Source organism: Kitasatospora sp. NPDC051853 (assembly GCF_044452665.1).
Taxonomy (GTDB): domain Bacteria; phylum Actinomycetota; class Actinomycetes; order Streptomycetales; family Streptomycetaceae; genus Kitasatospora.
Window position 1 is genome coordinate 892,678 of sequence record NZ_JBITBY010000001.1, and the last position, 20,809, is coordinate 913,486.

23 protein-coding genes and 2 pseudogenes are annotated in these 20,809 nt (G+C 74.1%); 11 read left to right on the forward strand and 14 right to left on the reverse strand.

Annotated elements, in window-relative coordinates:
- Window positions 1–38: 38 nt before the first annotated feature.
- Window positions 39–1,205 carry a serine hydrolase domain-containing protein gene (locus tag ACIA8O_RS03915; RefSeq protein ID WP_396291912.1) on the reverse strand — a complete coding sequence of 389 codons (1,167 nt, stop codon included), beginning with the start codon at window positions 1,203–1,205 and terminating at the stop codon, window positions 39–41.
- 391 nt (window positions 1,206–1,596) lie between these two features.
- Here ACIA8O_RS03915 and ACIA8O_RS03920 point away from each other — a divergent pair.
- Window positions 1,597–2,139, forward strand: a pseudogene (locus tag ACIA8O_RS03920) (carbohydrate binding domain-containing protein); the annotation flags it as partial.
- Window positions 2,140–2,343: 204 nt separating this feature from the next.
- Window positions 2,344–3,303 (forward strand): annotated as a pseudogene (locus tag ACIA8O_RS03925) (chitinase); the annotation flags it as partial.
- Between the two features lie 69 nt (window positions 3,304–3,372).
- On the opposite strand, the gene ACIA8O_RS03930 reads toward ACIA8O_RS03925, so the two are convergent.
- On the reverse strand, window positions 3,373–3,855 hold the full coding sequence (locus ACIA8O_RS03930) for a MarR family winged helix-turn-helix transcriptional regulator (protein ID WP_396291913.1): 483 nt from the start codon (window positions 3,853–3,855) through the stop codon (window positions 3,373–3,375).
- 86 nt (window positions 3,856–3,941) lie between these two features.
- Here ACIA8O_RS03930 and ACIA8O_RS03935 point away from each other — a divergent pair, with 86 nt between their 5' ends.
- On the forward strand, window positions 3,942–4,421 hold the full coding sequence (locus ACIA8O_RS03935) for an SgcJ/EcaC family oxidoreductase (RefSeq protein ID WP_396291914.1): 480 nt from the start codon (window positions 3,942–3,944) through the stop codon (window positions 4,419–4,421).
- Window positions 4,422–4,465: 44 nt separating this feature from the next.
- Window positions 4,466–5,017, forward strand: a complete 552-nt coding sequence (locus tag ACIA8O_RS03940) for a DUF664 domain-containing protein (RefSeq protein WP_396291915.1) — start codon at window positions 4,466–4,468, stop codon at window positions 5,015–5,017.
- Window positions 5,018–5,028: 11 nt separating this feature from the next.
- Here the strand turns inward: ACIA8O_RS03940 and ACIA8O_RS03945 are convergent, their stop codons facing one another.
- The 4 genes from ACIA8O_RS03945 to ACIA8O_RS03960 form a co-directional block, all read right to left on the reverse strand.
- On the reverse strand, window positions 5,029–5,496 hold the full coding sequence (locus ACIA8O_RS03945; protein WP_396291916.1) for a hypothetical protein: 468 nt from the start codon (window positions 5,494–5,496) through the stop codon (window positions 5,029–5,031).
- Between the two features lie 74 nt (window positions 5,497–5,570).
- Complete coding sequence (locus ACIA8O_RS03950; protein WP_396291917.1) at window positions 5,571–6,488, reverse strand: DUF6891 domain-containing protein; 918 nt, start codon at window positions 6,486–6,488, stop codon at window positions 5,571–5,573.
- A gap of 33 nt (window positions 6,489–6,521) precedes the next feature.
- A complete protein-coding gene (locus ACIA8O_RS03955; RefSeq protein ID WP_396291918.1) occupies window positions 6,522–7,496 on the reverse strand; it encodes a M56 family metallopeptidase in 975 nt (324 codons plus the stop codon).
- A 7-nt stretch (window positions 7,497–7,503) separates the two neighbouring features.
- Window positions 7,504–7,935 (reverse strand): BlaI/MecI/CopY family transcriptional regulator, encoded by a 432-nt coding sequence (locus tag ACIA8O_RS03960; RefSeq protein ID WP_396291919.1) that lies wholly within the window; start codon window positions 7,933–7,935, stop codon window positions 7,504–7,506.
- A 166-nt stretch (window positions 7,936–8,101) separates the two neighbouring features.
- On the opposite strand from ACIA8O_RS03960, the gene ACIA8O_RS03965 reads away from it, so the two are divergent.
- From ACIA8O_RS03965 to ACIA8O_RS03975, 3 genes are read left to right on the forward strand one after another with little or no spacing between them, the layout of a single operon-like run.
- Complete coding sequence (locus ACIA8O_RS03965) at window positions 8,102–8,677, forward strand: TerD family protein (RefSeq protein ID WP_396291920.1); 576 nt, start codon at window positions 8,102–8,104, stop codon at window positions 8,675–8,677.
- A 34-nt stretch (window positions 8,678–8,711) separates the two neighbouring features.
- Complete coding sequence (locus ACIA8O_RS03970; RefSeq protein WP_396291921.1) at window positions 8,712–9,296, forward strand: TerD family protein; 585 nt, start codon at window positions 8,712–8,714, stop codon at window positions 9,294–9,296.
- A 38-nt stretch (window positions 9,297–9,334) separates the two neighbouring features.
- Window positions 9,335–9,790 carry a tellurite resistance TerB family protein gene (locus tag ACIA8O_RS03975; RefSeq protein ID WP_396291922.1) on the forward strand — a complete coding sequence of 152 codons (456 nt, stop codon included), beginning with the start codon at window positions 9,335–9,337 and terminating at the stop codon, window positions 9,788–9,790.
- Window positions 9,791–9,921: 131 nt separating this feature from the next.
- Here the strand turns inward: ACIA8O_RS03975 and ACIA8O_RS03980 are convergent, their stop codons facing one another.
- The 3 genes from ACIA8O_RS03980 to ACIA8O_RS03990 all read right to left on the reverse strand — a co-directional run bounded on the left by ACIA8O_RS03980 (window position 9,922) and on the right by ACIA8O_RS03990 (window position 12,375).
- Window positions 9,922–10,590, reverse strand: a complete 669-nt coding sequence (locus tag ACIA8O_RS03980; protein ID WP_396291923.1) for an HAD family hydrolase — start codon at window positions 10,588–10,590, stop codon at window positions 9,922–9,924.
- A 62-nt stretch (window positions 10,591–10,652) separates the two neighbouring features.
- A complete protein-coding gene (locus ACIA8O_RS03985) occupies window positions 10,653–11,102 on the reverse strand; it encodes a heme-binding protein (protein ID WP_396291924.1) in 450 nt (149 codons plus the stop codon).
- Between the two features lie 82 nt (window positions 11,103–11,184).
- Entirely contained in the window at window positions 11,185–12,375 is a 1,191-nt protein-coding gene (locus ACIA8O_RS03990; RefSeq protein WP_396291925.1) for an MFS transporter, read from the reverse strand.
- Between the two features lie 198 nt (window positions 12,376–12,573).
- On the opposite strand from ACIA8O_RS03990, the gene ACIA8O_RS03995 reads away from it, so the two are divergent.
- Window positions 12,574–13,044 (forward strand): MarR family winged helix-turn-helix transcriptional regulator, encoded by a 471-nt coding sequence (locus ACIA8O_RS03995; protein ID WP_396291926.1) that lies wholly within the window; start codon window positions 12,574–12,576, stop codon window positions 13,042–13,044.
- A 54-nt stretch (window positions 13,045–13,098) separates the two neighbouring features.
- Here ACIA8O_RS03995 and ACIA8O_RS04000 read toward each other — a convergent pair whose 3' ends face one another.
- Window positions 13,099–13,611 (reverse strand): macro domain-containing protein, encoded by a 513-nt coding sequence (locus tag ACIA8O_RS04000; RefSeq protein ID WP_396291927.1) that lies wholly within the window; start codon window positions 13,609–13,611, stop codon window positions 13,099–13,101.
- Window positions 13,612–13,769: 158 nt separating this feature from the next.
- Here ACIA8O_RS04000 and ACIA8O_RS04005 point away from each other — a divergent pair, with 158 nt between their 5' ends.
- Entirely contained in the window at window positions 13,770–14,759 is a 990-nt protein-coding gene (locus ACIA8O_RS04005) for a DUF389 domain-containing protein (RefSeq protein WP_396291928.1), read from the forward strand.
- A 57-nt stretch (window positions 14,760–14,816) separates the two neighbouring features.
- Here ACIA8O_RS04005 and ACIA8O_RS04010 read toward each other — a convergent pair whose 3' ends face one another.
- Complete coding sequence (locus ACIA8O_RS04010) at window positions 14,817–16,400, reverse strand: PP2C family protein-serine/threonine phosphatase (RefSeq protein ID WP_396291929.1); 1,584 nt, start codon at window positions 16,398–16,400, stop codon at window positions 14,817–14,819.
- Window positions 16,401–16,765: 365 nt separating this feature from the next.
- Between ACIA8O_RS04010 and ACIA8O_RS04015 the strand changes: the two genes are divergently transcribed.
- Window positions 16,766–17,233 (forward strand): hypothetical protein, encoded by a 468-nt coding sequence (locus ACIA8O_RS04015; RefSeq protein ID WP_396291930.1) that lies wholly within the window; start codon window positions 16,766–16,768, stop codon window positions 17,231–17,233.
- Window positions 17,234–17,258: 25 nt separating this feature from the next.
- Here the strand turns inward: ACIA8O_RS04015 and ACIA8O_RS04020 are convergent, their stop codons facing one another.
- Window positions 17,259–17,897: a hypothetical protein gene (locus ACIA8O_RS04020; protein ID WP_396291931.1), complete on the reverse strand. Its 639-nt coding sequence runs from the start codon at window positions 17,895–17,897 to the stop codon at window positions 17,259–17,261.
- On the reverse strand, window positions 17,894–19,126 hold the full coding sequence (locus ACIA8O_RS04025) for a 2-isopropylmalate synthase (protein ID WP_396291932.1): 1,233 nt from the start codon (window positions 19,124–19,126) through the stop codon (window positions 17,894–17,896). Before ACIA8O_RS04025 ends, ACIA8O_RS04020 begins: the two co-directional genes overlap by 4 nt.
- Window positions 19,127–19,373: 247 nt before the next feature.
- Between ACIA8O_RS04025 and ACIA8O_RS04030 the strand changes: the two genes are divergently transcribed.
- On the forward strand, window positions 19,374–20,408 hold the full coding sequence (locus ACIA8O_RS04030) for a hypothetical protein (RefSeq protein WP_396291933.1): 1,035 nt from the start codon (window positions 19,374–19,376) through the stop codon (window positions 20,406–20,408).
- Window positions 20,409–20,488: 80 nt separating this feature from the next.
- Here ACIA8O_RS04030 and ACIA8O_RS04035 read toward each other — a convergent pair whose 3' ends face one another.
- Window positions 20,489–20,791 carry a hypothetical protein gene (locus tag ACIA8O_RS04035; protein WP_396291934.1) on the reverse strand — a complete coding sequence of 101 codons (303 nt, stop codon included), beginning with the start codon at window positions 20,789–20,791 and terminating at the stop codon, window positions 20,489–20,491.
- Window positions 20,792–20,809: the final 18 nt, after the last annotated feature.

Consider the following 20,809-nt stretch of genomic DNA (forward strand, 5'->3'; position numbering starts at 1 on the left):
ACCGGATCCCGGTCGGAGGGCAGCGGTGCGTGCGGGGGCTACCCGGCGCAGAGTGCCGAGTCGAGCAGCGCCGCGACGTGCTCGGGGCCCTGGCGGGTGGGGGCGAGGTTGGCGGTGACGGCGATGGTGGCGGCCCGGCCGTCCTCGGTCACGCCCGGGACGGTGTAGGAGCCGGGGGTCGCGCCGCCGTGGCCCCAGGCCACCTTGCCGCAGCTGAGCGGGGTGCTGATCAGGCCGAGGCCGTACCGCTCGCCCGCCACGCCGCCGGGGCCGGTCGGCATCGGGACGGTGGTGCGCATCTGGGCGAGCTGCTCCGGCTTCAGCAGCCGCCCGTTCAGCAGGCCGGCGAAGAAGCGGTTCAAGTCGCTCGGCGTGGAGACCAGTTGACCGGCCGCCCAGCCCCAGGAGGGGTCCAGCTCGGTGACGTCCACCGGCTTCGCGCCCGGCTCCGCGACGTGGTACCCCTGCGGGTGGGCCCCGCGGATGGTCTCCTCGCCGACGGCCGGGAAGTAGGTGTTCCGCAGCCCGAGGCGATCGATCACCCGCCGGGTGATCTGCTCCGCGTACGGTCGGCCGGTGACCTTCTCGATCAGCAGACCGGCCAGCACGTAGTTGGTGTTGCTGTAGGCCCACGCGGTGCCGGGTGCGGAGGTCGCCTTGTGGGCGAGCGCGATGTCGAGCAACTCCCGCGGCTGGTAGTAGCGGTGGTGGTTGCCGAAGACCTCGGCGGCGATGTAGTCGGTGTAGTTGGGCAGGCCACTGGTGTGCTGGAGCAGCTGGCGGACCGTGATCGCACGGCCGTCGATGCCCTCGCCGCGCACCAGACCGGGCAGGTGGCGCTCGATCGGGGCGTCCAGCTCGACCTTGCCCTCGCCGACCAGTTGGAGCACCACGACGGCGGTGTAGGTCTTGGTGTTGCTGCCCGCCCGCACCCGCCCGTCCACCGGTACCCGGGAGCCGGTGCGCAGGTCGCCCACCCCGGCGGTGAGGTCGCGGGTGCGGCCGCGCCCGTCGGTGGTGGCGGCCAGGGCGGCGGGGTAGCGGTCCTGCTGCACCAGCAGTTCCAGCCCGGACCGGACGGCGTCGCGCCGGCCCGTCTCGGACGGGGCCGCCGAGGCGGGCAGGGTGGAGGCGACGCCGAGTGCGGCCGCGGCCACCAGCAGGACGGCGAGCGGACGCAGTCGGCGGGACTGACGGTCGGTCATGGACGGACTCCTCGGGGAGGGGCGGAGGGATGCGTGCCGGCAAGCTCCGGTCACGTCCACCGACCCTAGGAACCGCCCCCGCACCGGCACATCGCCCGGCCGCCCGAGGACCCGGCTCCCGCCACCCCGGGCCCGTGCTCCTCCCAACCCCCTTCGGCCCCACCCCTCCTGACGGAGTACCACTCCTCCCCGGGGTCGATCCCGGCGGATCGTCCGAGCTCGGCGGGTGCCCGTACCGTCCGATTGGTCCAGACCTATTGACGTGCCCTTTCCGGCGCTCCTACGATCCGGTCCGGCACATCCCCACATGTCCCCCACCTCACCCACGGCCGGGCGTCGCGCCCCCACGCGTCGACACCTCCACGACGCCCCGGCGGGAAGGGAGCACACCATGTTCCGTCGGAGGTCCCGTACTCCGCGTCCGTCGGGCGGCCACCGCCCCGAGGTGGAGCGCGCGCCGCGGCCCACCCGGACCAGCCACGCCCAGGCCACGCCGAACCTCGCCCGGCGCACCCTCGCGGGTGTCAGTGCCGCCGCCGTGGTCGGCGCCGGTCTCGTGGTGGCCGGCTCGGTCACCGCCGGGGCGGCGGCCCCCAACCTGGTGGCCAACCCCGGCTTCGAGAGCGGACTCTCCGGCTGGACCTGTACGGCCGGTTCCGGCGTGGTGGTCACCAGCCCGGTGCACGGCGGCAGTTCGGCGCTCAAGGCCGCGCCCAGCGGCCAGGACAGCGGCCAGTGCAGCCAGACCATCAGCGTGCAGCCCAACTCCCAGTACTCGCTGAGCGCCTGGGTCCAGGGCAGCTACGTCTACCTCGGCGCCACCGGCAACGGCCTGACCGGCACCACCTCCACCTGGACCCCGAGCAGCGCCTCCTACGGCCAGCTCAGCGTCAACTTCGGCACCGGCGCGAGCACCACCTCGGTGACCATCTGGGTGCACGGCTGGTACGGCCAACCCGCCTACTACGCCGACGACTTCACGCTCACCGGCCCCGGTGGCTCCAGCCCCTCGCCGTCCACCAGCCCGTCCCCGTCGACGAGCCCGTCCACCAGCGCCTCGCCCTCGACGAGCCCCTCCACCAGCCCGTCGACCAGCCCCTCCACGAGCCCGTCGACCAGCCCCTCGCCGAGCGGTACCGGTGACACCTGCCCGACCAAGCCCAAGCCCACCGGCAAGGTCCTCCAGGGCTACTGGGAGAACTGGGACGGTGCCGCCAACGGCGTCCACCCGGGCATGGGGTGGGTGCCGATCACGGACAGTCGGATCGCCGCCCACGGCTACAACGTCATCAACGCGGCCTTCCCGGTGATCCTCTCCGACGGCACCGTCCTGTGGCAGGACGGCATGGACGCGGGCGTCAAGGTCTCCACCCCCGCCGAGATGTGCCAGGCCAAGGCGGCCGGCGCGACGCTCCTGATGTCGATCGGCGGCGCCGCCGCGGGCATCGACCTGAGCTCCAGCACGGTGGCCGACAAGTTCGTGGCCACGGTGGTGCCGATCCTGAAGAAGTACAACTTCGACGGCATCGACATCGACATCGAGACCGGCCTCTCCGGCAGCGGCAGCATCACCTCGCTCTCCGCCTCCCAGTCCAACCTGATCCGCATCATCGACGGCGTGCTCGCCCAGATGCCGGCCGGCTTCGGCCTGACGATGGCCCCCGAGACCGCGTACGTCACCGGCGGCAGCGTCACCTACGGCTCGATTTGGGGCTCCTACCTGCCGATCATCAAGAAGTACGTCGACAACGGCCGCCTGTGGTGGCTCAACATGCAGTACTACAACGGCAGCATGTACGGCTGCGCCGGTGACTCCTACCAGGCCGGCACGGTCGAGGGCTTCACCAAGCAGACCCAGTGCCTGAACAACGGCCTCACCATCCAGGGCACCACCATCAAGGTTCCCTACGACAAGCAGGTCCCCGGCCTCCCGGCCCAGCCCGGTGCCGGCGGCGGCTACATGGCCCCCAGCCTGGTCAGCCAGGCCTACGGCTCCTTCGGCGGCCAGCTCAAGGGCCTGATGACCTGGTCCATCAACTGGGACGGCTCCAAGGGCTGGTCCTTCGGCGACAACGTCAAGGCCCTGCAGGGCCGTTGATCCCACCCCGCTGAGCTCCGGCCGACGTCCGGTCGGCTCCCCGCGCCCCGGTGCACCGGTCCCGACCGGTCACCGGGGCGCGGTGCTGTCCGGCGCGGCCCGGCGGAGCTCCTCGGTGGCCTCGCGGAAGGCGGGGGCGGCGTGGGTGAAGTAGTCGAAGAGGACGGCGCGTTGCTCGGGGGTGTAGCGGTCCAGGACCCGGGCCAGGTGGTGGCGGGTGGGGGTGACCGCCGCGAGGATGCGGGGGAGGGCTTCGGGGACGGGTGCGACGACGACCTTGCGGCGGTCGGCCGGGTCGGGGGTGCGGCGGACGAAGCCGGCCCGTTCGAGGCGGTCGATCAGGCGGGTGGTGGCGCCGGTGGTGAGGCCGGTGAGGGTGGAGAGTTCGCCCGAGGTGAGGCTGCCGGCCAGGGCCAGTTGGCTGAAGGCGTACCACTCCGAGGGCTGGAGGCCGACCGCCGCGGCGGCGGCCATCGCGTTGAGCCCGACCGCGTCGAGGTAGGCGCGGAAGGTCTCGTGCTCGTCGCCCGGTGCGGGCCGGTCGGTTGCCATGGCGCGGTGGTCCCCTTACATTTATCTGCATGCGCGCAGATATTGCATCTGTGCAGCTATCCCACCCTATCCCGGAAGGGGCCGCCATGACCACGCACAGCACCGACCGCCAGGCCGTCACCGAGGTCCTCGCCCGCCTGGCCGATGCCTGGGCCCGCCACGACGCCGACGCCTACGGTGCCGAGTTCACCGAGGACGCCGGCTACGTCACCTACGTCGGCACCCACTACCGGGGCCGCAGCGACATCGTGGCGAGCCACCGCGTCCTGTTCGCCGGCTTCCTCAAGGGCACCCGCCTGGCCGACGAACTCCTGGACGTCCGCTTCCCCGCCCCCGGCCTCGCCGTGGTCACCTCGCGTGGCGACACCTACAAGGGCTCCTCCCCGAAGGGCAGGCTGACGAAGGTTCAGACCTACACCCTGGTCCGGGAGTCGGGCGGCCGCTGGCGGGTCGCCGCCTTCCAGAACACCAAGCGCCGCCCCCTCCTGGAGGCCTTCTCCTTCCGCGCCGCCCCCGGCCTGGTCCCGTCCGCCCGGCGGGAGGCCCGGGCCGAGGCGCGGCAGTAGGCCTATCGAACGGCCGGTCCGGACGAGTGGCTAGGGTCATCGCCATGATCGAGTTCACTGCGGAGACCTGGCCGGAGCCCCCGCTCGCCGGCACCGAGGCGGCGGCGGTCGTGGGCGCCCTGGAACGTCAGCGGGCGACGCTGGCCTGGAAGACCTCGGGGCTGGACGCGGCCGGACTGCGGGCCACGGTCGGCGCGTCCGGCGTCACCCTCGGCGGGCTTCTCAAGCACCTGGCGCACATCGAGGACAGCCACTTCGCCCGCCTCTGGCTCGGCGAACCCGTCGGCGCGCCCTGGGACGCCGTCGACTGGGAGGCCACCCCCGACTGGGACCACCGCTCCGCCGCCGAGGACACGCCCGAGGAGCTGTACGCGCTCTGGCAGGGGGCGGCCGCCCGTTCCCGGGCCGTCGTCGACGCGGCCCTCGCCGAGGGCGGCCTGGAGCAGCTCGGTGCCTACACCGCCCGCAACGGCGAGCGCCCCAACCTCCGCCGCATCCTCCTCGACCTGGTCGAGGAGTACGCCCGCCACGTCGGCCATGCCGACCTGATCCGGGAGTCGGTCGACGGCCTCACCGGCGAGGACCCGGCGTTCTAGGGCTTCAGGCCTCAGGCGTGCGGGTTGAGCGCCCAGAACCGGACGGTGCCGGTGCGGCGGTCGAACCAGAACGTGACCCTCGCCCCGCTCCCGTCCCGGTCGAGGGAGTCCGAGCGCACCCAGTCCGGGTCCTTCGGTCCGGCACCCTGCTGCAGGGGCTTCTCGAACCAGGAGGTGCCCGCCGGAGGGGTGCCGGGGGCGAAGGGGTGAGCCGCCGTCAGGGCGTCCAGCTTGCCGGGCGCCAGCCGGGCGTAGCCCGAGACGACCAGTTCGGGGGAGGGGACGCCGCGGTCGTCGTCGTCCCGGCTGCTGACCCACCGTGCGTCGGTGAGCGGGCCGAGTTCCGGGAAGACCCGCTCCAGCGGGGCGGTCTCGGTGTGCCAGCCGGGCGCGTCCTCGGCCACCGCGAGCCGTACCGCCCAGACGGCGGGCAGCACCGCCAGCCCGGCGCCGATGCCGAGCAGCTTCCGTCGTCGCATCGTGATCATCCCCCTTCTCGCCGTGAGCGAGGACGCCCCGCCGGCCCGTCCGGTTCCCACCATGGGGCCGGCCCCTAACCCACCAGGCGGCGGCGCCAGTCGAGCGGTGTGACGGTGAGGGCGCGGTCCCGGGTGCCGTCCCAGTCGGTGCGGAGGCCGACCGCATCGAGGGCGGCCACCACCTCGTGGCCGACGCCGAGGGTGGTCGTGTCCGAGTCCTCGAAGGCGCCGTAGTGCAGCGTCAGGCCGTGTCCGGCGGCGGCGTGCTCGGTGCTCTGGGCGTGGAAGTAGACGAAGCCGCGCGCTTCGGCGGGGGCCACGCCGCCGATCTCGGCATGGCCGCAGCTGCCGCAGCAGGCGAAGTTCTCGCGGGCGGTGATGCCGCCGCGCTCCAGGGCGGCGAAGGCCCGGGTCAGCCGCTCCGGATCGGTCTCGCCCTGCCAGGCGGACTGCTGCCCGACGCGCTCCAGCCAGAGCCGTCGGGCCAGGGCCTTGGCCTGCCCGGGGGAGACGGGACGGCGTTCGGCGGTGATCAGGTGGTCCTCGGCGAGCTCGGCGAGCCGGTCCAAGTCGGTGTAGCCGGCGGCCAGTTCGAGCCGCAGCCGGTCCTCCAGCACGGCGCGGTCCGGCTCGCTCAGGTCGAGCGGCGGAACCTCGGGGGAGGGGGCGAACTCCAGCCGCTCCCACGCCCGCCCCGCGTCCCAGCCGGTCTCCTGCCGGGCCCAGCCGGTCAGGGCGGCGGTCACCGCCTCCGGGGTGTCGAACAACGTCCCGAAGTGCCGGTCCACCGTGCCGTCGCGGTGCTCCACCGCGTAGACGTCACCCGTCCGGTGCCAGACCTGCGCGAAGACGTCGGGCAGGTCCGGTACCCGTTGCAGGACCAGGAAGTTGTCCTCGTCCGCGCCGATCCGCGCCACCAGCGCGGCCAGCTCCTCGGCGGTCGGCCGGACCAGCCGGTCCCCGCCCTCTGTTCGTACCGTGATCTCCAGCATGCGCAGACTCTGGCACACGGCGCTGACGCCCGGTCAGCCCGGGCCGATCCCGTGGCTGGCGGTCGCGGTGTGCAGGATCAGCAGCAGGGCCGCCGAGGCGTTGAGGCAGGACATCGCCGAGACGGTGGTGCCCGCCGCCGCGACCAGGGCGGCCAGGCCGGCCGGGCTGGCGGCCGGGGGCCAGTGGCGGACGGCCGGGCCGGGGGCCAGCAGGGCGGCGACCCGGCGGGGGACGGGGCCGGGTGCGGCGAACTGGGCCAGGGCGGTGGTGGCCGGGGGCCGGGGGAGGGCGAGCGAGGCGCGGCCGACCGCGCGGGCCACCAGGCGGCGGTCGCCGACGGCCTCGGCGGCCTCCTCGTCGGCCCAGCGTTCGGCGGCGAAGACCACGGCGTCGCGCAGCGGGGCGAGGAAGGGGTTGACCGCGGCGGCCAGCCGGACCACCAGCAGGTGGCGGTGGTGACGGCCGGTCAGGTGGGCGCGCTCGTGGGCGTACAGGGCGCGCTGCTCGTCCTCGTCGAGGTGGGCCAGCATCGCGGTGGAGACCACGATCCGCCCCCGGCGGCCGGGGACGGCGTAGGCGTAGGGGGCTTCGTCGTCCAGCACCGCCACCCCGGAGCCGGAATCGAAACCGGAGGCGCTGCTGCCCAGCGGGGCCAGTGCCCAGCGGGCCCGGAGGCGGCCGCGCAGGTGGCGGCCGAGGGTCACGGCGGCGGTCACCACGACCACGGCCAGGGCGACGATCGAGCCGGTGCCGACCGCCTCGTCCCAGGGGACGGCGGCCCGGACCTCCGGGTCGGCCCAGGCGTCGGGCAGCGGGTTGCCGGGGATCTGGGCGGTGCCGACCACGCCGAGCAGGCCGAGGCAGAGGGTGGAGCAGAGGGCCAGGACGCCGCTGATCCAGCTGAGCAGCCGGGTGGTGGTGCGCGGGTGCAGGTGCTGCTCGGCGAGGCGCGCGATCGGCAGCGCGGTCAGCGGCAGGATCAGGGGGAGGAAGACGAAGACGCCCACGGAGCGCTCAACTCCCGTTCGGGGGAGGGGCGTCGGAGCCGAGCAGGGCGCGGATCAGCTGCTCGTCGTCGGCCGAGAGGGCGGTGACGAAGCTGGCCAGGACGGCCTGCCGGTCGCTCTCGGCGTCCAGCATCCGGCGCATCCGCAGGGCGGCCAGCCCGGCCCCGTCGGCGGCGGGGGTGAAGAGGTAGGCGCGGCCGTCCCGGACCCGGGTGACGGCCTGCTTCTCGTGCAGCCGGGTCAGGATGGTGATCACGGTGGAGTAGGCGAGCTCGCCGTCGAAGTGCTCCTGCACCCAGGCGGCCGAGGCGGGCCGCCCGGCGCGGTGCAGCACGTGCAGGATCTGCGCCTCCAGCTCACCCTGCCCGCGCCGCCGCGGGCGGGAGCCGCGGTCCCGGCCGTGGCCGGGCTCGGGCTCGGGATCGGTGTCTCGCACCATCGGTCCTCCTCGGGCACGTCGCGGCGGTGTCGGCCGTTCATCGTAGCGAGGCCGCCCCGAACGGCCTCCCCGCAGGGGATCTTACGGTCTCTTTACTTCTACATTGCTGTAGATTTAAAACACCGTCAGCTCCGCCGACGGCACCACGACTCGAAGGAGACCGTTCATGGGCGTCAGCCTCAGCAAGGGTGGAAACGTCTCGCTCACCAAGGAGGCGCCCGGCCTGACCGCCGTCGTCATCGGCCTGGGCTGGGACGTGCGCTCCACCACCGGCACGGAGTTCGACCTGGACGCCAGCGCGCTGCTGCTCGGCGAGGACGGCAAGGTCCGCTCCACCGGCGACTTCGTCTTCTTCAACAACCTCAAGAGCGGCGACGGCTCGGTCGAGCACACCGGCGACAACCGCACGGGCGAGGGCGACGGCGACGACGAGCAGATCAAGGTCAACCTGGCCGCCGTCCCCGCCGACGTGCAGCGCATCACCTTCCCCGTCTCGATCTACGACGGCTCCGGCCGCGGCCAGAACTTCGGCCAGGTCCGCAACGCCTTCATCCGGGTGGTGAACCAGGCCGGCGGCGCCGAGATCGCCCGCTACGACCTCTCCGAGGACGCCTCCACCGAGACCGCGATGGTCTTCGGCGAGCTGTACCGCAACGGCGCCGAGTGGAAGTTCCGCGCCATCGGGCAGGGTTACGCCTCCGGTCTGGCGGGAATCGCTCAGGACTTCGGCGTCGCGATCTGACCGGGCGCCACACCCGGCGAGAAGGGGCAGCAGCATGAGCATCAACCTGACGAAGGGCCAGGGGATCAGCCTGGCCAAGGCCGACGGCGGCGCGCTCGGCGTGGTCCGGATGGGCCTCGGCTGGCGGGCCGCCGCGGCCAAGGGCTTCTTCGCCAAGCTCACCTCCCGGCCCATCGACCTGGACGCCTCCGCCGTCCTCTACAACAAGGGCGGCGGGCTGGTGGAGGTGGTCTTCTTCCAGCAGCTCACCAGCCGGGACGGCTCCGTCCGGCACAGCGGGGACAACCTGGTCGGCGGTGCCGGCGCGGGCGGTGACGACGAGAGCATCGTGGTCGACCTGGCCCGGGTGCCCGCGACGGTCGAGCAGATCGTCTTCACGGTGAACTCCTTCACCGGGCAGACCTTCGAGCAGGTGCAGGACGCCTTCTGCCGCCTGGTGGACGAGTCCACCGGGGTGGAGCTGGCCCGCTACACCCTCACCGGCGGCGGACCGCACACGGCCCAGATCATGGCCAAGGTCCGCCGCGAGGGCGGCGGTTGGAAGTTCTCCGCGATCGGCGAGCCCGCCCGCGGCCGCACCTTCCAGGACCTGATGCCGGCCATCGCCCCCCACCTGTAGCACGCACGTCAGCACCACCCGTAAGGGAGAGAACCCCGATGGCCCTGTGGGACCGCCTCAAGCAGTCCGCCCAGACCATGCAGAGTCAACTCGAGAGCAAGAAGCACGAGTTGAAGAGCGGTGGCTTCCGCGACGCCGCCATGGCGATGTGCGCCCTGGTCGCCGCCGCGGACGGTTCGGTCGACCCGTCCGAGCGTCAGCGGGTGGCGGCGCTGATCGCCACCAACCCGGTGCTGCAGAACTTCGACTCCGCGGACCTGCACCGACGCTTCGACGACTACCTGACCACCGTCACCTCGGACTTCGAGCTCGGCAAGGTGACGCTGCTCCAGGTGATCGGCAAGGTCGCCAAGAAGCCCGTCGAGGCGCGTGCCGTCATCCAGATCGGCATCGTCATCGGCGGCGCCGACGGTGACTTCGACAAGACCGAGCAGGCAGTCGTCCGCGAAGCCTGCTTCGCGCTGGCCGTCACCCCGGACGAGTTCGACCTCTGACGGGGCCGGCCGGGTCGGCAGGGGCGGTACCGGAGTCCTCCGGTGCCGCCCCTCGATGTCGTTCGCCGCCGTTCGGGCGCTCCGCCGTTCGGGTGCCCTGCCGTTCGGATGCTCTGCCGTGCGCGGTCGGTTCAGCCGGCCGACGCGACCAGGGCGGGGAGTTCCCGCATGTCGGTGAAGACCGTCGTGCCCGGGCCCTCCAGCCAGGCGGGCGGGGTGAGGCCGCCGGCGAAGCCGAGGGAGCGCATTCCGGCCGCGCGGGCGGCGGCGACGCCGAAGCGGCTGTCCTCCACCACCAGGCAGCGGGCGGGTTCGACACCGAGGGTGGCGGCGGCGTGCAGGAAGAGGTCGGGGGCGGGCTTGCCGTTCGCCACCTCGCTCGCGCTGAAGACCCGGCCCTCGAAGCGGGGGTACAGCCCGACCTGGCCGAGGGTGCTGCGCAGACGCCGGTGGCTGCTGCTGGAGGCCACGCAGGTCGGCAGCGTGATCGCGTCGAGGGCCTCCTCGATGCCGTCCACGGGCGTCAGTTCGTCGGCGAAGGCCTGGTCGTAGAGGGGCTTGAACTCCGCGTCCCAGTCCTCCGGCAGCGTGCGGCCGAGGTGGGCCTCGATCTGCGCGGTGACGTCCCGGTGCGACCGCCCCACGAACCGGTGGACGATCTCCTCCTCGGTCAACTCCCAGCCGAGGGCCGCAAGTACGACCGCGTCGACCCGCACGGCCAGGCGCTCGCTGTCCAGCAGGACACCGTCGCAGTCGAAGATGACGAGCTCGATCGGATCGTCGGTGGATGAAATGATCATCGACTCAGTCTAGCGAGGCTGCCGCCCGGCCCCCGAGGGGCCGGGCGGCAGCTGAGCGGGTGTCAGTTGGACTGCTCCGGGAAGGGGCCGGTGGCGACGGTGGCGACGGCCGCGGTGGCGAAGGAGTGGTCCTGCTCGGGGGCGCCGCCGCCCACGCCGAGGGCACCGATCAGGCGGCCGTTGCGGTCGTGGACCGGGACGCCGCCGGCGATGAAGAGCAGCGGCCGGTCGAGCGCGGTGGTGAGGGAGTGGAACGGGCCCTCGGGCTTGACCAGGTCGACCAGGTCGGCGGTCGGGGCGTTCAGCTGCAGGGCGGTGTACGCCTTGCGGGTGCTGGTCTCGCCGGATATCAGGACCGCGCGGTCGTCGCGGCGGAAGGCGAGCAGGTGCCCGCCCGCGTCCAGGACGGTGATGCTGACGGTGACTCCGGCGGCCTCGGCGGCGGCCCGGGCGGCGGAGACCAGGGCCTCGGCGTCGGCGGTGCTCAGCGGGGTCACGGTGGTGGTGCTCATGGTGGTGCTTCCTTCGGTGCGGGGGTGACGGTTCGTCGGTGGTTTGCGCGGCGGTTCGTTCAGCGGTTCGTGCGGCGGTTCGTCAGTGGTGGACGGGGACGCGGGCGGGCACGGTGGCCGGTGCGCTCGGGGCGCGGCGCTCCAGGGCGGCCGACCAGAGGGCCAGCACCAGCGCGGCGGCGGCGAGCACGGCGCCGACCCAGTTGGGGGCGGTGTAGCCGAGGCCGGCCGAGATCACCGTGCCGCCGAGCCAGGCGGCCAGGGCGTTGCCGAGGTTGAAGGCGCCGATGTTGACGGCGGAGGCCAGGGTGGGGGCACCGTGGGCCTGGTCCAGGACGCGCTTCTGCAGCGGGGGGACGGTGGCGAAGCCGAGGGCGCCGACCAGCAGGACGGTGACGGCGGCCAGGACCTTGCTGTGCGCGGTGAGGGTGAAGAGGGCGAGCACCACGGCGAGGCCGCCGAGGGTGGCGTACAGCAGGGGCATCAGCCTGCGGTCGGCGTACCGGCCGCCGAGCAGGTTCCCGAGGAACATGCCGACGCCGAACAGGACCAGCAGCCAGGTGACGGCGCCCTCGGAGTACCCGGCCACGTTGGTCATCATGGGGGCGATGTAGGTGATCGCGGCGAAGACGCCGCCGAAACCGAGCACGGTCATCGCCATCGCCAGCAGCACCTGGGGGTTGCGGAAGGCGGTCAGCTCGCGCCGCAGGTGGGCGCCCTCGGGGCGGGGCAGGGCGGGGACCAGGCGGGCGATGCCGAGCAGTCCGACCGCGCCGAGCACCGCGACCCCGGCGAAGGTGGCCCGCCAGCCGACGGCCTGGCCGACGAAGGTGCCGAGCGGGACGCCGACGATGTTGGCCACCGTCAGGCCGGTGAACATGGTGGCGATGGCCCCGGCCTTCTTCTCGGGGGCGACCAGTTCGGCGGCGACCACCGAGCCGATGCCGAAGAACGCGCCGTGGGCGAGCGAGGTGACGATCCGTCCGGCCAGCATCAGCGGGAAGGACGGGGCGGCGGCGGAGAGCAGGTTGCCCACCACGAACAGGCCCATCAGCAGCATCAGCATGGTCTTGCGGCTGATCCGGGTGCCGAGCGCGGTCATCAGCGGGGCGCCGATCACGACGCCGAGCGCGTAGCCGGTGACGAGCAGGCCGGCACTGGGGATGGTGACGCCGTAGTCGGCGGCGATCCGGGGCAGCAGGCCCATGATCACGAACTCGGTGGTCCCGATGCCGAATGCCCCGATGGCCAGGGCGAGGAGCGCGAGAGGCATGGCTGCCCTCCGTACGGTTGTTGCGTGTGCGCCTTACGTGCTTCGACAATAGTTGCAGACGCGGGCTATCGGCAAATGCGGGCATCGCGCTGGGGGTGGGCAAGTGCTTGCGGGGGCTTCCTACCGGCTCGGGCCGGTAGTCCCCTCCGGGCCGTATCCTGGAGGCCGTCGCCGCCACCGACGGAAGGAGAGCGGCCGATGACCGCCACCGACCCCGCGCTGACCGCCCTCGCCAACGGGTGGGGCGCCCTCTACGTGCTCTACGGCCGGATCGAGGCGCACGTCGAGCGCGCCCTCCAGGCCGAGCACGAGCTGAGCGTGCGCGAGTACTCCCTGCTCGACGTGCTCAGCCGCCAGCACGACGGGGAGGGCGGGCACCTCCAGATGAAGCAGGTGGCCGACGCGGTCGTCCTCAGCCAGAGCGCCACCACCCGCCTGGTGACCAGGCTGGAGGACCGCGGCCTGCTCGCCCGCTACCTCTGCCCCACCGACCGCCGGGGCATCTACACCAACGTCAGCGAGGAGGGCCTCAAGCTCCTGGAGGAGGCCCGGCCGACCAATGAGCGCGCCCTCCGCGAGGTCCTGGAGGAGGCGGCCCGCAATCCCGAGCTGGCCCCCCTGGTCGCCGCCGTCGAGGCGGTCGAACCGCCGGTGCCGCTGCGCTCCTGACGGTCCGTCGGGGGGCGGCGCGTCAGCGCGTCGGGCGGTGCGTCGGGCGGTGCGTCAGCGCGTGCCCGCAGCCAGGGCGGCCAGCAGGTGCTCCGCCGCCTCCTCGTCGAACGCGACCAGCCGGACCAGCTCCACCGAGGTCGCCGCCGAGCCGAGCACCGCCACGGCGATCCGCGCCGCGTCCTCGGCCGGGTAGCCGTAGACGCCGGTGGCGATGGCCGGGAAGGCGACGCTGGTGACACCGAGGGCGTCCGCGACCTCCAGGCACCGGCGGTAGCAGGAGGCCAGCACCTCGGCCTCGCCCTCCTCCCCGCCCTCCCAGACCGGCCCCACCGTGTGGATCACGTACCGCACGGGCGGCGGCAGTTCGAACCCCGGCGTCGCCATCGCGTCCCCCGGATCGCACGGCCCGATCGCCGCCCCCGCCTCCGCCAACCGCGGCCCGGCCGCCCGGTGGATCGCCCCGTCCACCCCGCCACCGCCCATCAGCGACTCGTTGGCGGCCGTGACCACGGCCTCCGTGTCCTGCACGGTGATGTCTCCGAGGACGACCTCGATGCGCGTCATGCCCGGAGCCTGCCCGTGCCGGCTGCGGACGTGCACGGTTTCGCGTTCGGCGAACCGGCGTCGAGGGCGGGACGGGTCGGCGTGGGGGAGCGGCTCCGGACGGGTGGCGTTCGCGCGAAACGGGCTGGGAGGGGCGCGTGGCGGCGCATGTATGACGGATGCTCGACGGACTGCGCAGCCTGGTGCTGCCCACGCACCAACGCCGGTCGCTGGACGACCTGGCGGACGACCTCGACCTCTCCTTCGGCGACGTGGCGGCCAAGCGCTCGGCGTTCTGGACCATGCTGCTGCTCTCGGCCGTGATCGCCGCCGGAGGGGTACTCACCGACTCGACGGCCACCGTGATCGGGGCGATGATCATCGCCCCGCTCTCCACCCCGATCATGGGCATCGCGCTCGGCGCGGTGCGCCGACGGGGCGGGGCGGCCGGGAGGTTCGTGCTCGGCGGGGTGGTGCTGGTGGTGGCGGTCGGGGCGCTGGCCTCGCTGGTGGTGCCCGCCTCCTACGACCTGCTGTCGGACAGTCAGGTGGCCGGCCGCACCTCGCCCGGGCTGCTGGACCTGATGGCGGCCCTGGCCACCGGCTTCGCCGGGGCGGTCGCACTGGCCCGCAAGGACGTGGCCGCCGTGCTGCCAGGGGTCGCCATTGCGATCTCCCTGGTGCCGCCGCTGGTGGTGGTCGGGGTGTGCGCCGGGCAGGGGGCCTGGTGGCTCTCGCTCGGTGCGCTGGTGCTCTTCCTCTCCAACCTGCTGGCCCTGGTCTTCGCCGGGATGGTGGTCTTCGCCGCCCTGGGCAGGGCGGAGGCGGGCGAAGGGCCGCGCCGACGCGGCTACCTGACGGTGGGTGCGCTGTTCGCGGCGGTCGGACTGCTGCTGGCGGCCAGCACCGCCGGGACGGTCCTGGTGCACCTGTGGACCGCCCGTACCGCGGACGCCGCGGCCGACTGGCTCGCGGACACCCCGCAGGCGCAGGTGGTGGACACCCAGGCCCACTGGCGCACGCTCTACGTCACCGTCCGCACCCCCGCCCCGCTCCCGCCGCTGGACCGCCTGCTCGCGGCCCTGGAGGGCGAGGTGCCGGACGGCGTCCCGGTGGTCGTCACCACCACCGAGGGCCGCCGGATCGAGGCGGGCCGGGTCGGGGACTGAGCGCGCCGGGGCCGGCCCCGGCCCTGAGGTGGGAGCGGCCGCGCCGCTGAGCCGTCGTCAGGCGGTACGAGCGGTGGGAGTGGTGGCGCGGGTGGCGATCAGGAGGCTGATGTCGTCCCGCTCCCAGTCGACGCCGAAGCTCTCCGCCGCTCGGTGGAGGGCCCGGGTGACGGCGACGGGCTCGCGCCCGTGGACGGGGAGGTCCGTGAGGAGGGCGGCCACCCGGGCCTCGCCGAACTCCTCGCCGTCCGCTCGGCGGCCCTCGGTGAGGCCGTCGGTGCACAGGGCGAGCAGATCGCCCGGGCGCAGCTCGGTGGTGGCGGTCTCCCAGGTCCCCGGGGCGGGTTCCAGCAGCGGGTGGATCAGCGGGCCCGTGGCGGCCAGCCGTTCCACGGTGCCGTCGGCGCGGAGCAGGAAGGGTTCCTCGTGGCCCGCGTTCACCCAGCTCAGGGTGGAGGAGGCGGGGTCGAGCACGGCCAGCGCGAGGGTGGAGAAGCGCTCGTCCTCGCCGCTGAGCGCCTGCCAGGCCGCCCGTACCGTGCTGTCCAGGTCCCGGCCCAGCCGAAGGCCCACCTCGACCACGGTCTTGAGCCGGACGGCCAGCAGGCCGGCCTCGATGCCGTGGCCGGAGACGTCGCCGAGGAAGACGGCGGTGGCCCCGCCCGGCAGCGGGAGCACACCGAGCCAGTCACCGGCGATCAGACCCTCGGCGGCCACGATGTCGCCGTGCGCCCGCACACCGGGCCCCGGCCGTTCGGTGGAGACCAGGATCTGACGCAGCCCCAGGGAGGTGACCGCGTCCCGCTCCAGGGCCTCGCGGACCCGGCGGACGGCCCGGTCGGACTCGCGCTGCCGCTGCCGGACCCCCTCGGCGCCGAGCCAGGCGTCGGCGATCCAGCCGGTGTGCCGCCGCGGCGTCCGGTGGAGCTGTTCGCCGCCGCTGTTGCCGCCGTTGCTGCCGCCGCCGCCGTCGCTCGCCGAGCGGTGCAGGTAGCGCTCCAACTCGCCGAGCGGCACCAGCATCCGACGCCAGACCAGGGTCAGGACGGAGCCCAGCAGGACGAAGAGGGCGGCGGCACAGGCGGACAGGCCGAGCAGTATCCGGTCGCGGCCGACGGCGGCCTCGGAATGGGCCCGGTCGCTGTCCCGGCGGAGGTCCCCGGAGAGGAGCCGGGCCTCGTCCAGCACCCGGTCCGCGCCGGACGCGGGTGCCGCGCCGCGCCACCGGTCGGTCTCCTCGGCCAGCCGGGCGGCCCGGGCCGCCAGCGCCGTCCCCTCGTTGAGGCGGACCAGGGTGCCGGCCAGGCGGCGGGCCTGTTCGGCCTGGACGGTGCGGTGCCGCAGCAGCACGGGCTCCCCGGTGATCCGGTGGTCGCGGTGCGCGGCCTCGCCGAGGTGGACCGTGACGACGAAGTCGTTGAGCAGGCGGCGGGTGGGCAGCAGCCGGGAGTCGAGCTGCTCCGAGGCGGTGGAGGCGTCCTCACGGTGGGCCACGGCCAGCAGGGAACCGGAGGCGGCCAGGACGGCGGCCAGGCCCAGGCAGGACCAGAGCGCGGCCTTCGGACGGGTGCGGCGGGGCACGGCCCGGCGGGCCCCGGGGGTGGTGGTGTCGTGGCCGGGAGCGGTGGTGCGGCTGGTCACGGGAGTGATCCTGTCCGGGCGCCCCTGGTGGGGAAGGCTGCCGCTCTCCGAGCAGCAGGGCCGCGGTCCCGTCACGCGACGACGCCTCCACCTCCACGATGACAAGCCCGGGGCGGTCCACGGACGGGACCAAGGTCCCCTCCGGTACCCGGGACGCTGGGCCGGACGGAGGACCATCGGCCCGTGCGAGGTGGTGTGGCGGCGCCGGCGGCCGCACGGTCCGCCGACGCGTGGCCGGGGCCGGTCGTGGTCCGCGTGCACCTGTTGGCCATCGGGCGGCGGAAGGGTTGGAGTCGGTTTGTACGACCGGGAATTCACCCTTGTCGGTGCTGGGTTCGGGGTGGGGGCGGTGGTGGACTTCGGGCATGAACCGTTCGAGTGCGATGCGAAGAGTGCTGGCGGCTGCCCTGGTGGTGGGCGGGTGTCTGGCGGCGGTGCCGGTGCAGGCCGTGGCGGTGGCGACCGTCGGGGTCGGGAGTGAGGTGCGGGCGGGGACGCCGGCGGCGCAGCGGGTGCTGACGTTCTTCGAGGAGTACCGGGCGGCGGTGCTGGGGGAGAGCGGGGAGGACCCGGGGGCGGTGCGGGAGCGGTACCTGTCGCCGCACCTGAACGTCCGGCTGGACGCCTGGGCGGCGCAGAACGAGGCGGATCCGGTGTTCCGGGCGCAGAACGTGCCGGGGGAGTGGCGGGTGCACGAGGAGAAGCAGGAGTACGGGTACGCCTCGGTGCGGCTGACCGAGGTCTGGGGCGAGCAGTCGGACCAGGACGTCTGGTACACGGTGCGTCTGACGGACCTTCGGATCTTCGAGCTGAACGACGGGCCCGCGTTCTGAGCACCTGCGGTGGCGGCCCCGGCCGTCAGGCGGGGCCGCCGTCCAGGTAGGTGGTGCGGACGTGGGAGAGGTAGGCGGCGGCGTCCGGGAAGGGGTGGTCCTGGGCGCCGTGGCGGTGCAGGTCGAGGCGGCCGTCGGGGTGGAGGCGCAGGGTGGTGGTGGCCGCGCGGGGGCCGGGGGTGGGGGTGGAGGCGAGGACGGGGACCTCGGGCGGGAACATCGCCACGGCCTCGGCGGTGGTGGCGGCCGGGAGGTGGCCGGTGCGGTTGGCGCTGCTGACGTAGAGGACGGGGTGGTCGTCGAGCAGGGGGAGGACGGGCTCCCAGCGGGCGCCGAAGAGCATGGTCCAGCCGTCCCGGGTGGCCGGGACCAGCCAGGCGGGGGCCGCGGCGAGGACGGGGAGGAGGAGGGTGACGCGCTCCTCGGCGAGCAGCCGGCGGACGCCGGGGGTGAGGGGGAGCACACCGTCCAGGGCGGTGAGGGTCCGGGGGTGGTGGGCCCAGAGGGCGACGGCCTGGTCGGCGGGGCGGCCCTTGGCGGAGTTGACGGCCCGGGGGTCGGTGCCGGCCACCACGTGGGTGAGCGGGGCGGGGTTGGGGAGGACCACGGCGGTGCCCCGGTGCAGGGCCGCGCGGACCGCCTCGGGAGTCTGAGGGGTGGTCACTTCGCTGCCTCCTGGAGGCCGTCGAGGTAGGCGGCGAAGGCCTCGTCCTCCACCACGGCGCGGCCGGTACGGTACACCCTGGCCTTGGCCCAGGCCATCGCCGTCCGGGCCCGGGGTTCGTCGAGGTGGTGGCCGAGGCGGGCGGCGACGGCCCGGACGACGCGGGCGTTGGCGAGGTGGGTGAGCACGACGTGCGGGGCGGTGCCGAGCACCCGCTCGTGGTCGTACGGCTGGAAGAGCTGCGGATCGACGAACGGCGTGCCGGTGGAGATGGTGCCCACCCCGGTGCCGACCACCGGCATGGTGACGGTGAGGGGGTGGCCGGTGTGCCCGGCGACCGCCCCGGCGAGGCGGGGGAGGGCGGTGAGGTCGGGGGCGGTCCACCAGACGGGGGCGTCGGTGCCCAGCAGGGTGGCGGCGCGGTCCGGGTCGTGGGCCAGCAGCAGGAGCAGCTGCTCGGTGGCGGGCAGGCCGCTGCGTTCGGCGAGGCCCAGCCAGGAGGCGGAGACCACCCGGACGCCGGTGCGCAGGGCTTCGACGGTGTTGGCCAGGCCGAGGCCGAGGTCGTTGTGCAGGTGGGTGGCGAGCACCACGTCATCGCCCGCCGCGGCGGTGACCCGGGTGAACATCTCCGAGGCCTCGGTGGGCAGTTGGCATCCGACGGTGTCGGCCAGGATCACCGTGCCCGCGCCCGCCGAGGTCGACTCGCCCGCGTACGCGGCCATCAGTGCGTGGTCGGCCCGGGAGGCGTCCGCGAAGCAGAGGTCGACGGCGACCGACGCGTCCAGGTCACGGGCCTCCTTGACCAGGGAGACCGCCGACTCCAGGGCGGTGCGGGCGGGTTGACGGGCCATCGCGTGCGCCATCGCCTCGGAGGCCGGCACCACCACCATCACCCGGGCGTGCGCGCTGCCCCGCACCGAGGCGACCGCCTGCCGCACGTCCGCCGCCCGGCCGCGGCAGACGGCCGCGACGCTCACCGCCCCCTCGGCCTCCGCCGCGACCCGGCGCACCGCCTCGTACTCCTCGCCGCAGACGGCCGGGAACCCGGCCGCGAACACCACGTGCCGGGGGCCGTCGGCGCCGAACATCCGGCCCTGCTCCCGCGCCAGCCGGACCCTGAAGCCGGCCGACATCAGTGTTTTGGCCTGCGCGCCGTCCCGGGCCGACTCCTCCCAGAGCACCACCCGCCCCGCCCGCGCCGACTCCCGTATCAGGTCGTGTTCCATGGGTACGCACCCTAGGCGGGCGGCGACCGGCCCCGGGGCGGAGTCGACGGAACCGGGGCCCGGGGCGAGGGAATTCGCCGATCCGCTTGCGGGCGGGCCGCCGGAGCGGCTAGTGGATCATCGCTCCGCGCGGACGGACCGCCGGACCCGCAGCGCAGCGCCGCTCCGCGCGGACGGACCGCCGGGCCCCGCGGGCGCCACGCCGTGCGGCGGCGGCAGGGCGTCCCGGGCCGGGCGTCCGGCCAGAATGGCGCTCGTGAGACTCGACACCGCACGGGCCGCCGCCCGCCACTGGATCTCCACCGAGGGCCGTGCCCACCCCGGCTACCTCGGTGCGTACCTGACCGGTTCGACCACCACCCTGCCGGACGGGGCGGAACTCCCGGTGGGCTCGGACCTGGACGTCGTGCTCGTCACGCGGGAGGAACCGGAGGGGTTCAAGCCCGGCAAGTTCGACCACCAGGGCGTGCTGCTGGAGGTGACGCACCTGCCCTGGGACCTGCTGCACCCCGCCGAACGGGTGCTGACGGACCACCACCTCGCCCCCGGCCTGCGGCACGGCACCGTGGTGGACGACCCGGGCGGCGCCCTGGCGGGGCTCCAGGCCGAGGTGGTGGCACGGTTCGCCGAACCGGACCTGGTGCGGGCCCGCTGCCGCAGCGTCCACGAGAGGATCACCGGAGGGTTGGAGCAGCACGACCCGGAGCTGCCCTGGCACCGGCAGGTGACCGGCTGGCTCTTCCCCACCGGCGCCACCACCCACCTGGTGCTGGTCGCCGCGCTGCGGAACCCGACCGTGCGGCTGCGCTACCTGCGCGCCCGCGAGGTGCTCGCCGAGCACGGCCTCTCCGTGCACTACCCGGAGCTGCTGCGCCTGCTCGGCGCCGAGGAGCTGACCCCGGGTCAGGTCCGTCACCACCTCGACACCCTGGCCGTCACCTTCGACGAGACGGTGGCGGTGGCCCGCACGCCGTTCCCGTTCAGCACCGACATCTCCCCGCAGGCCCGCCCGATCGCCATCGACGCCGCCCACCACCTGGTCGCGCGCGGCGACCACCGCGAGGCGATGTTCTGGACGGTGGCCACCTTCGCCCGCTGCCACACCGTCCTGGCCGTCGACGCCCCGGACACCCACGAACGCCTCACCCCGCACTTCACCGCCGCCGTCGCCGACCTCGGCATCAACACCACCGGCGAGCTGCTGGCCCGCCGCAAGGCCACCCTCGCGGCGCTGCCCGGCCTGCGGCAGCTGACGGAGCGGATCATCGCTCAGGGGGCGTGAGCGGGCAGCGAAAAGACCCGTGGGGTCCGTGACGAATCACGGACCCCACGGGCCGTCAGGTCGGCTCCCCGGCCCCGCTGCTAGAAGACGAACTCCCAGGAACGGAACACGGCGACCAACCCCTTCTTCGCGGCGCACGACACCCGGTGCCCGGCCGCCAGGAAGCCGGCGGACACCAGGAGGACGATGCCGACGGTGATCGCGACCACCGCGATCCCCGGTCCGGGGCGGACGAGCAGGGCGAGCACCACGGCCAGCCCCGCCATCACGAGCATCCCGATGGACGCCTCCCGCAGCACGGCCGGCCAGCCGGCCGGTCCTTCCTCCTCACCGTTGCCGAGGAACACGTGCGCGCGCGTTCCGCACTTCTCCTTGTCCGACACGTGACCTGCCTTCCGGGC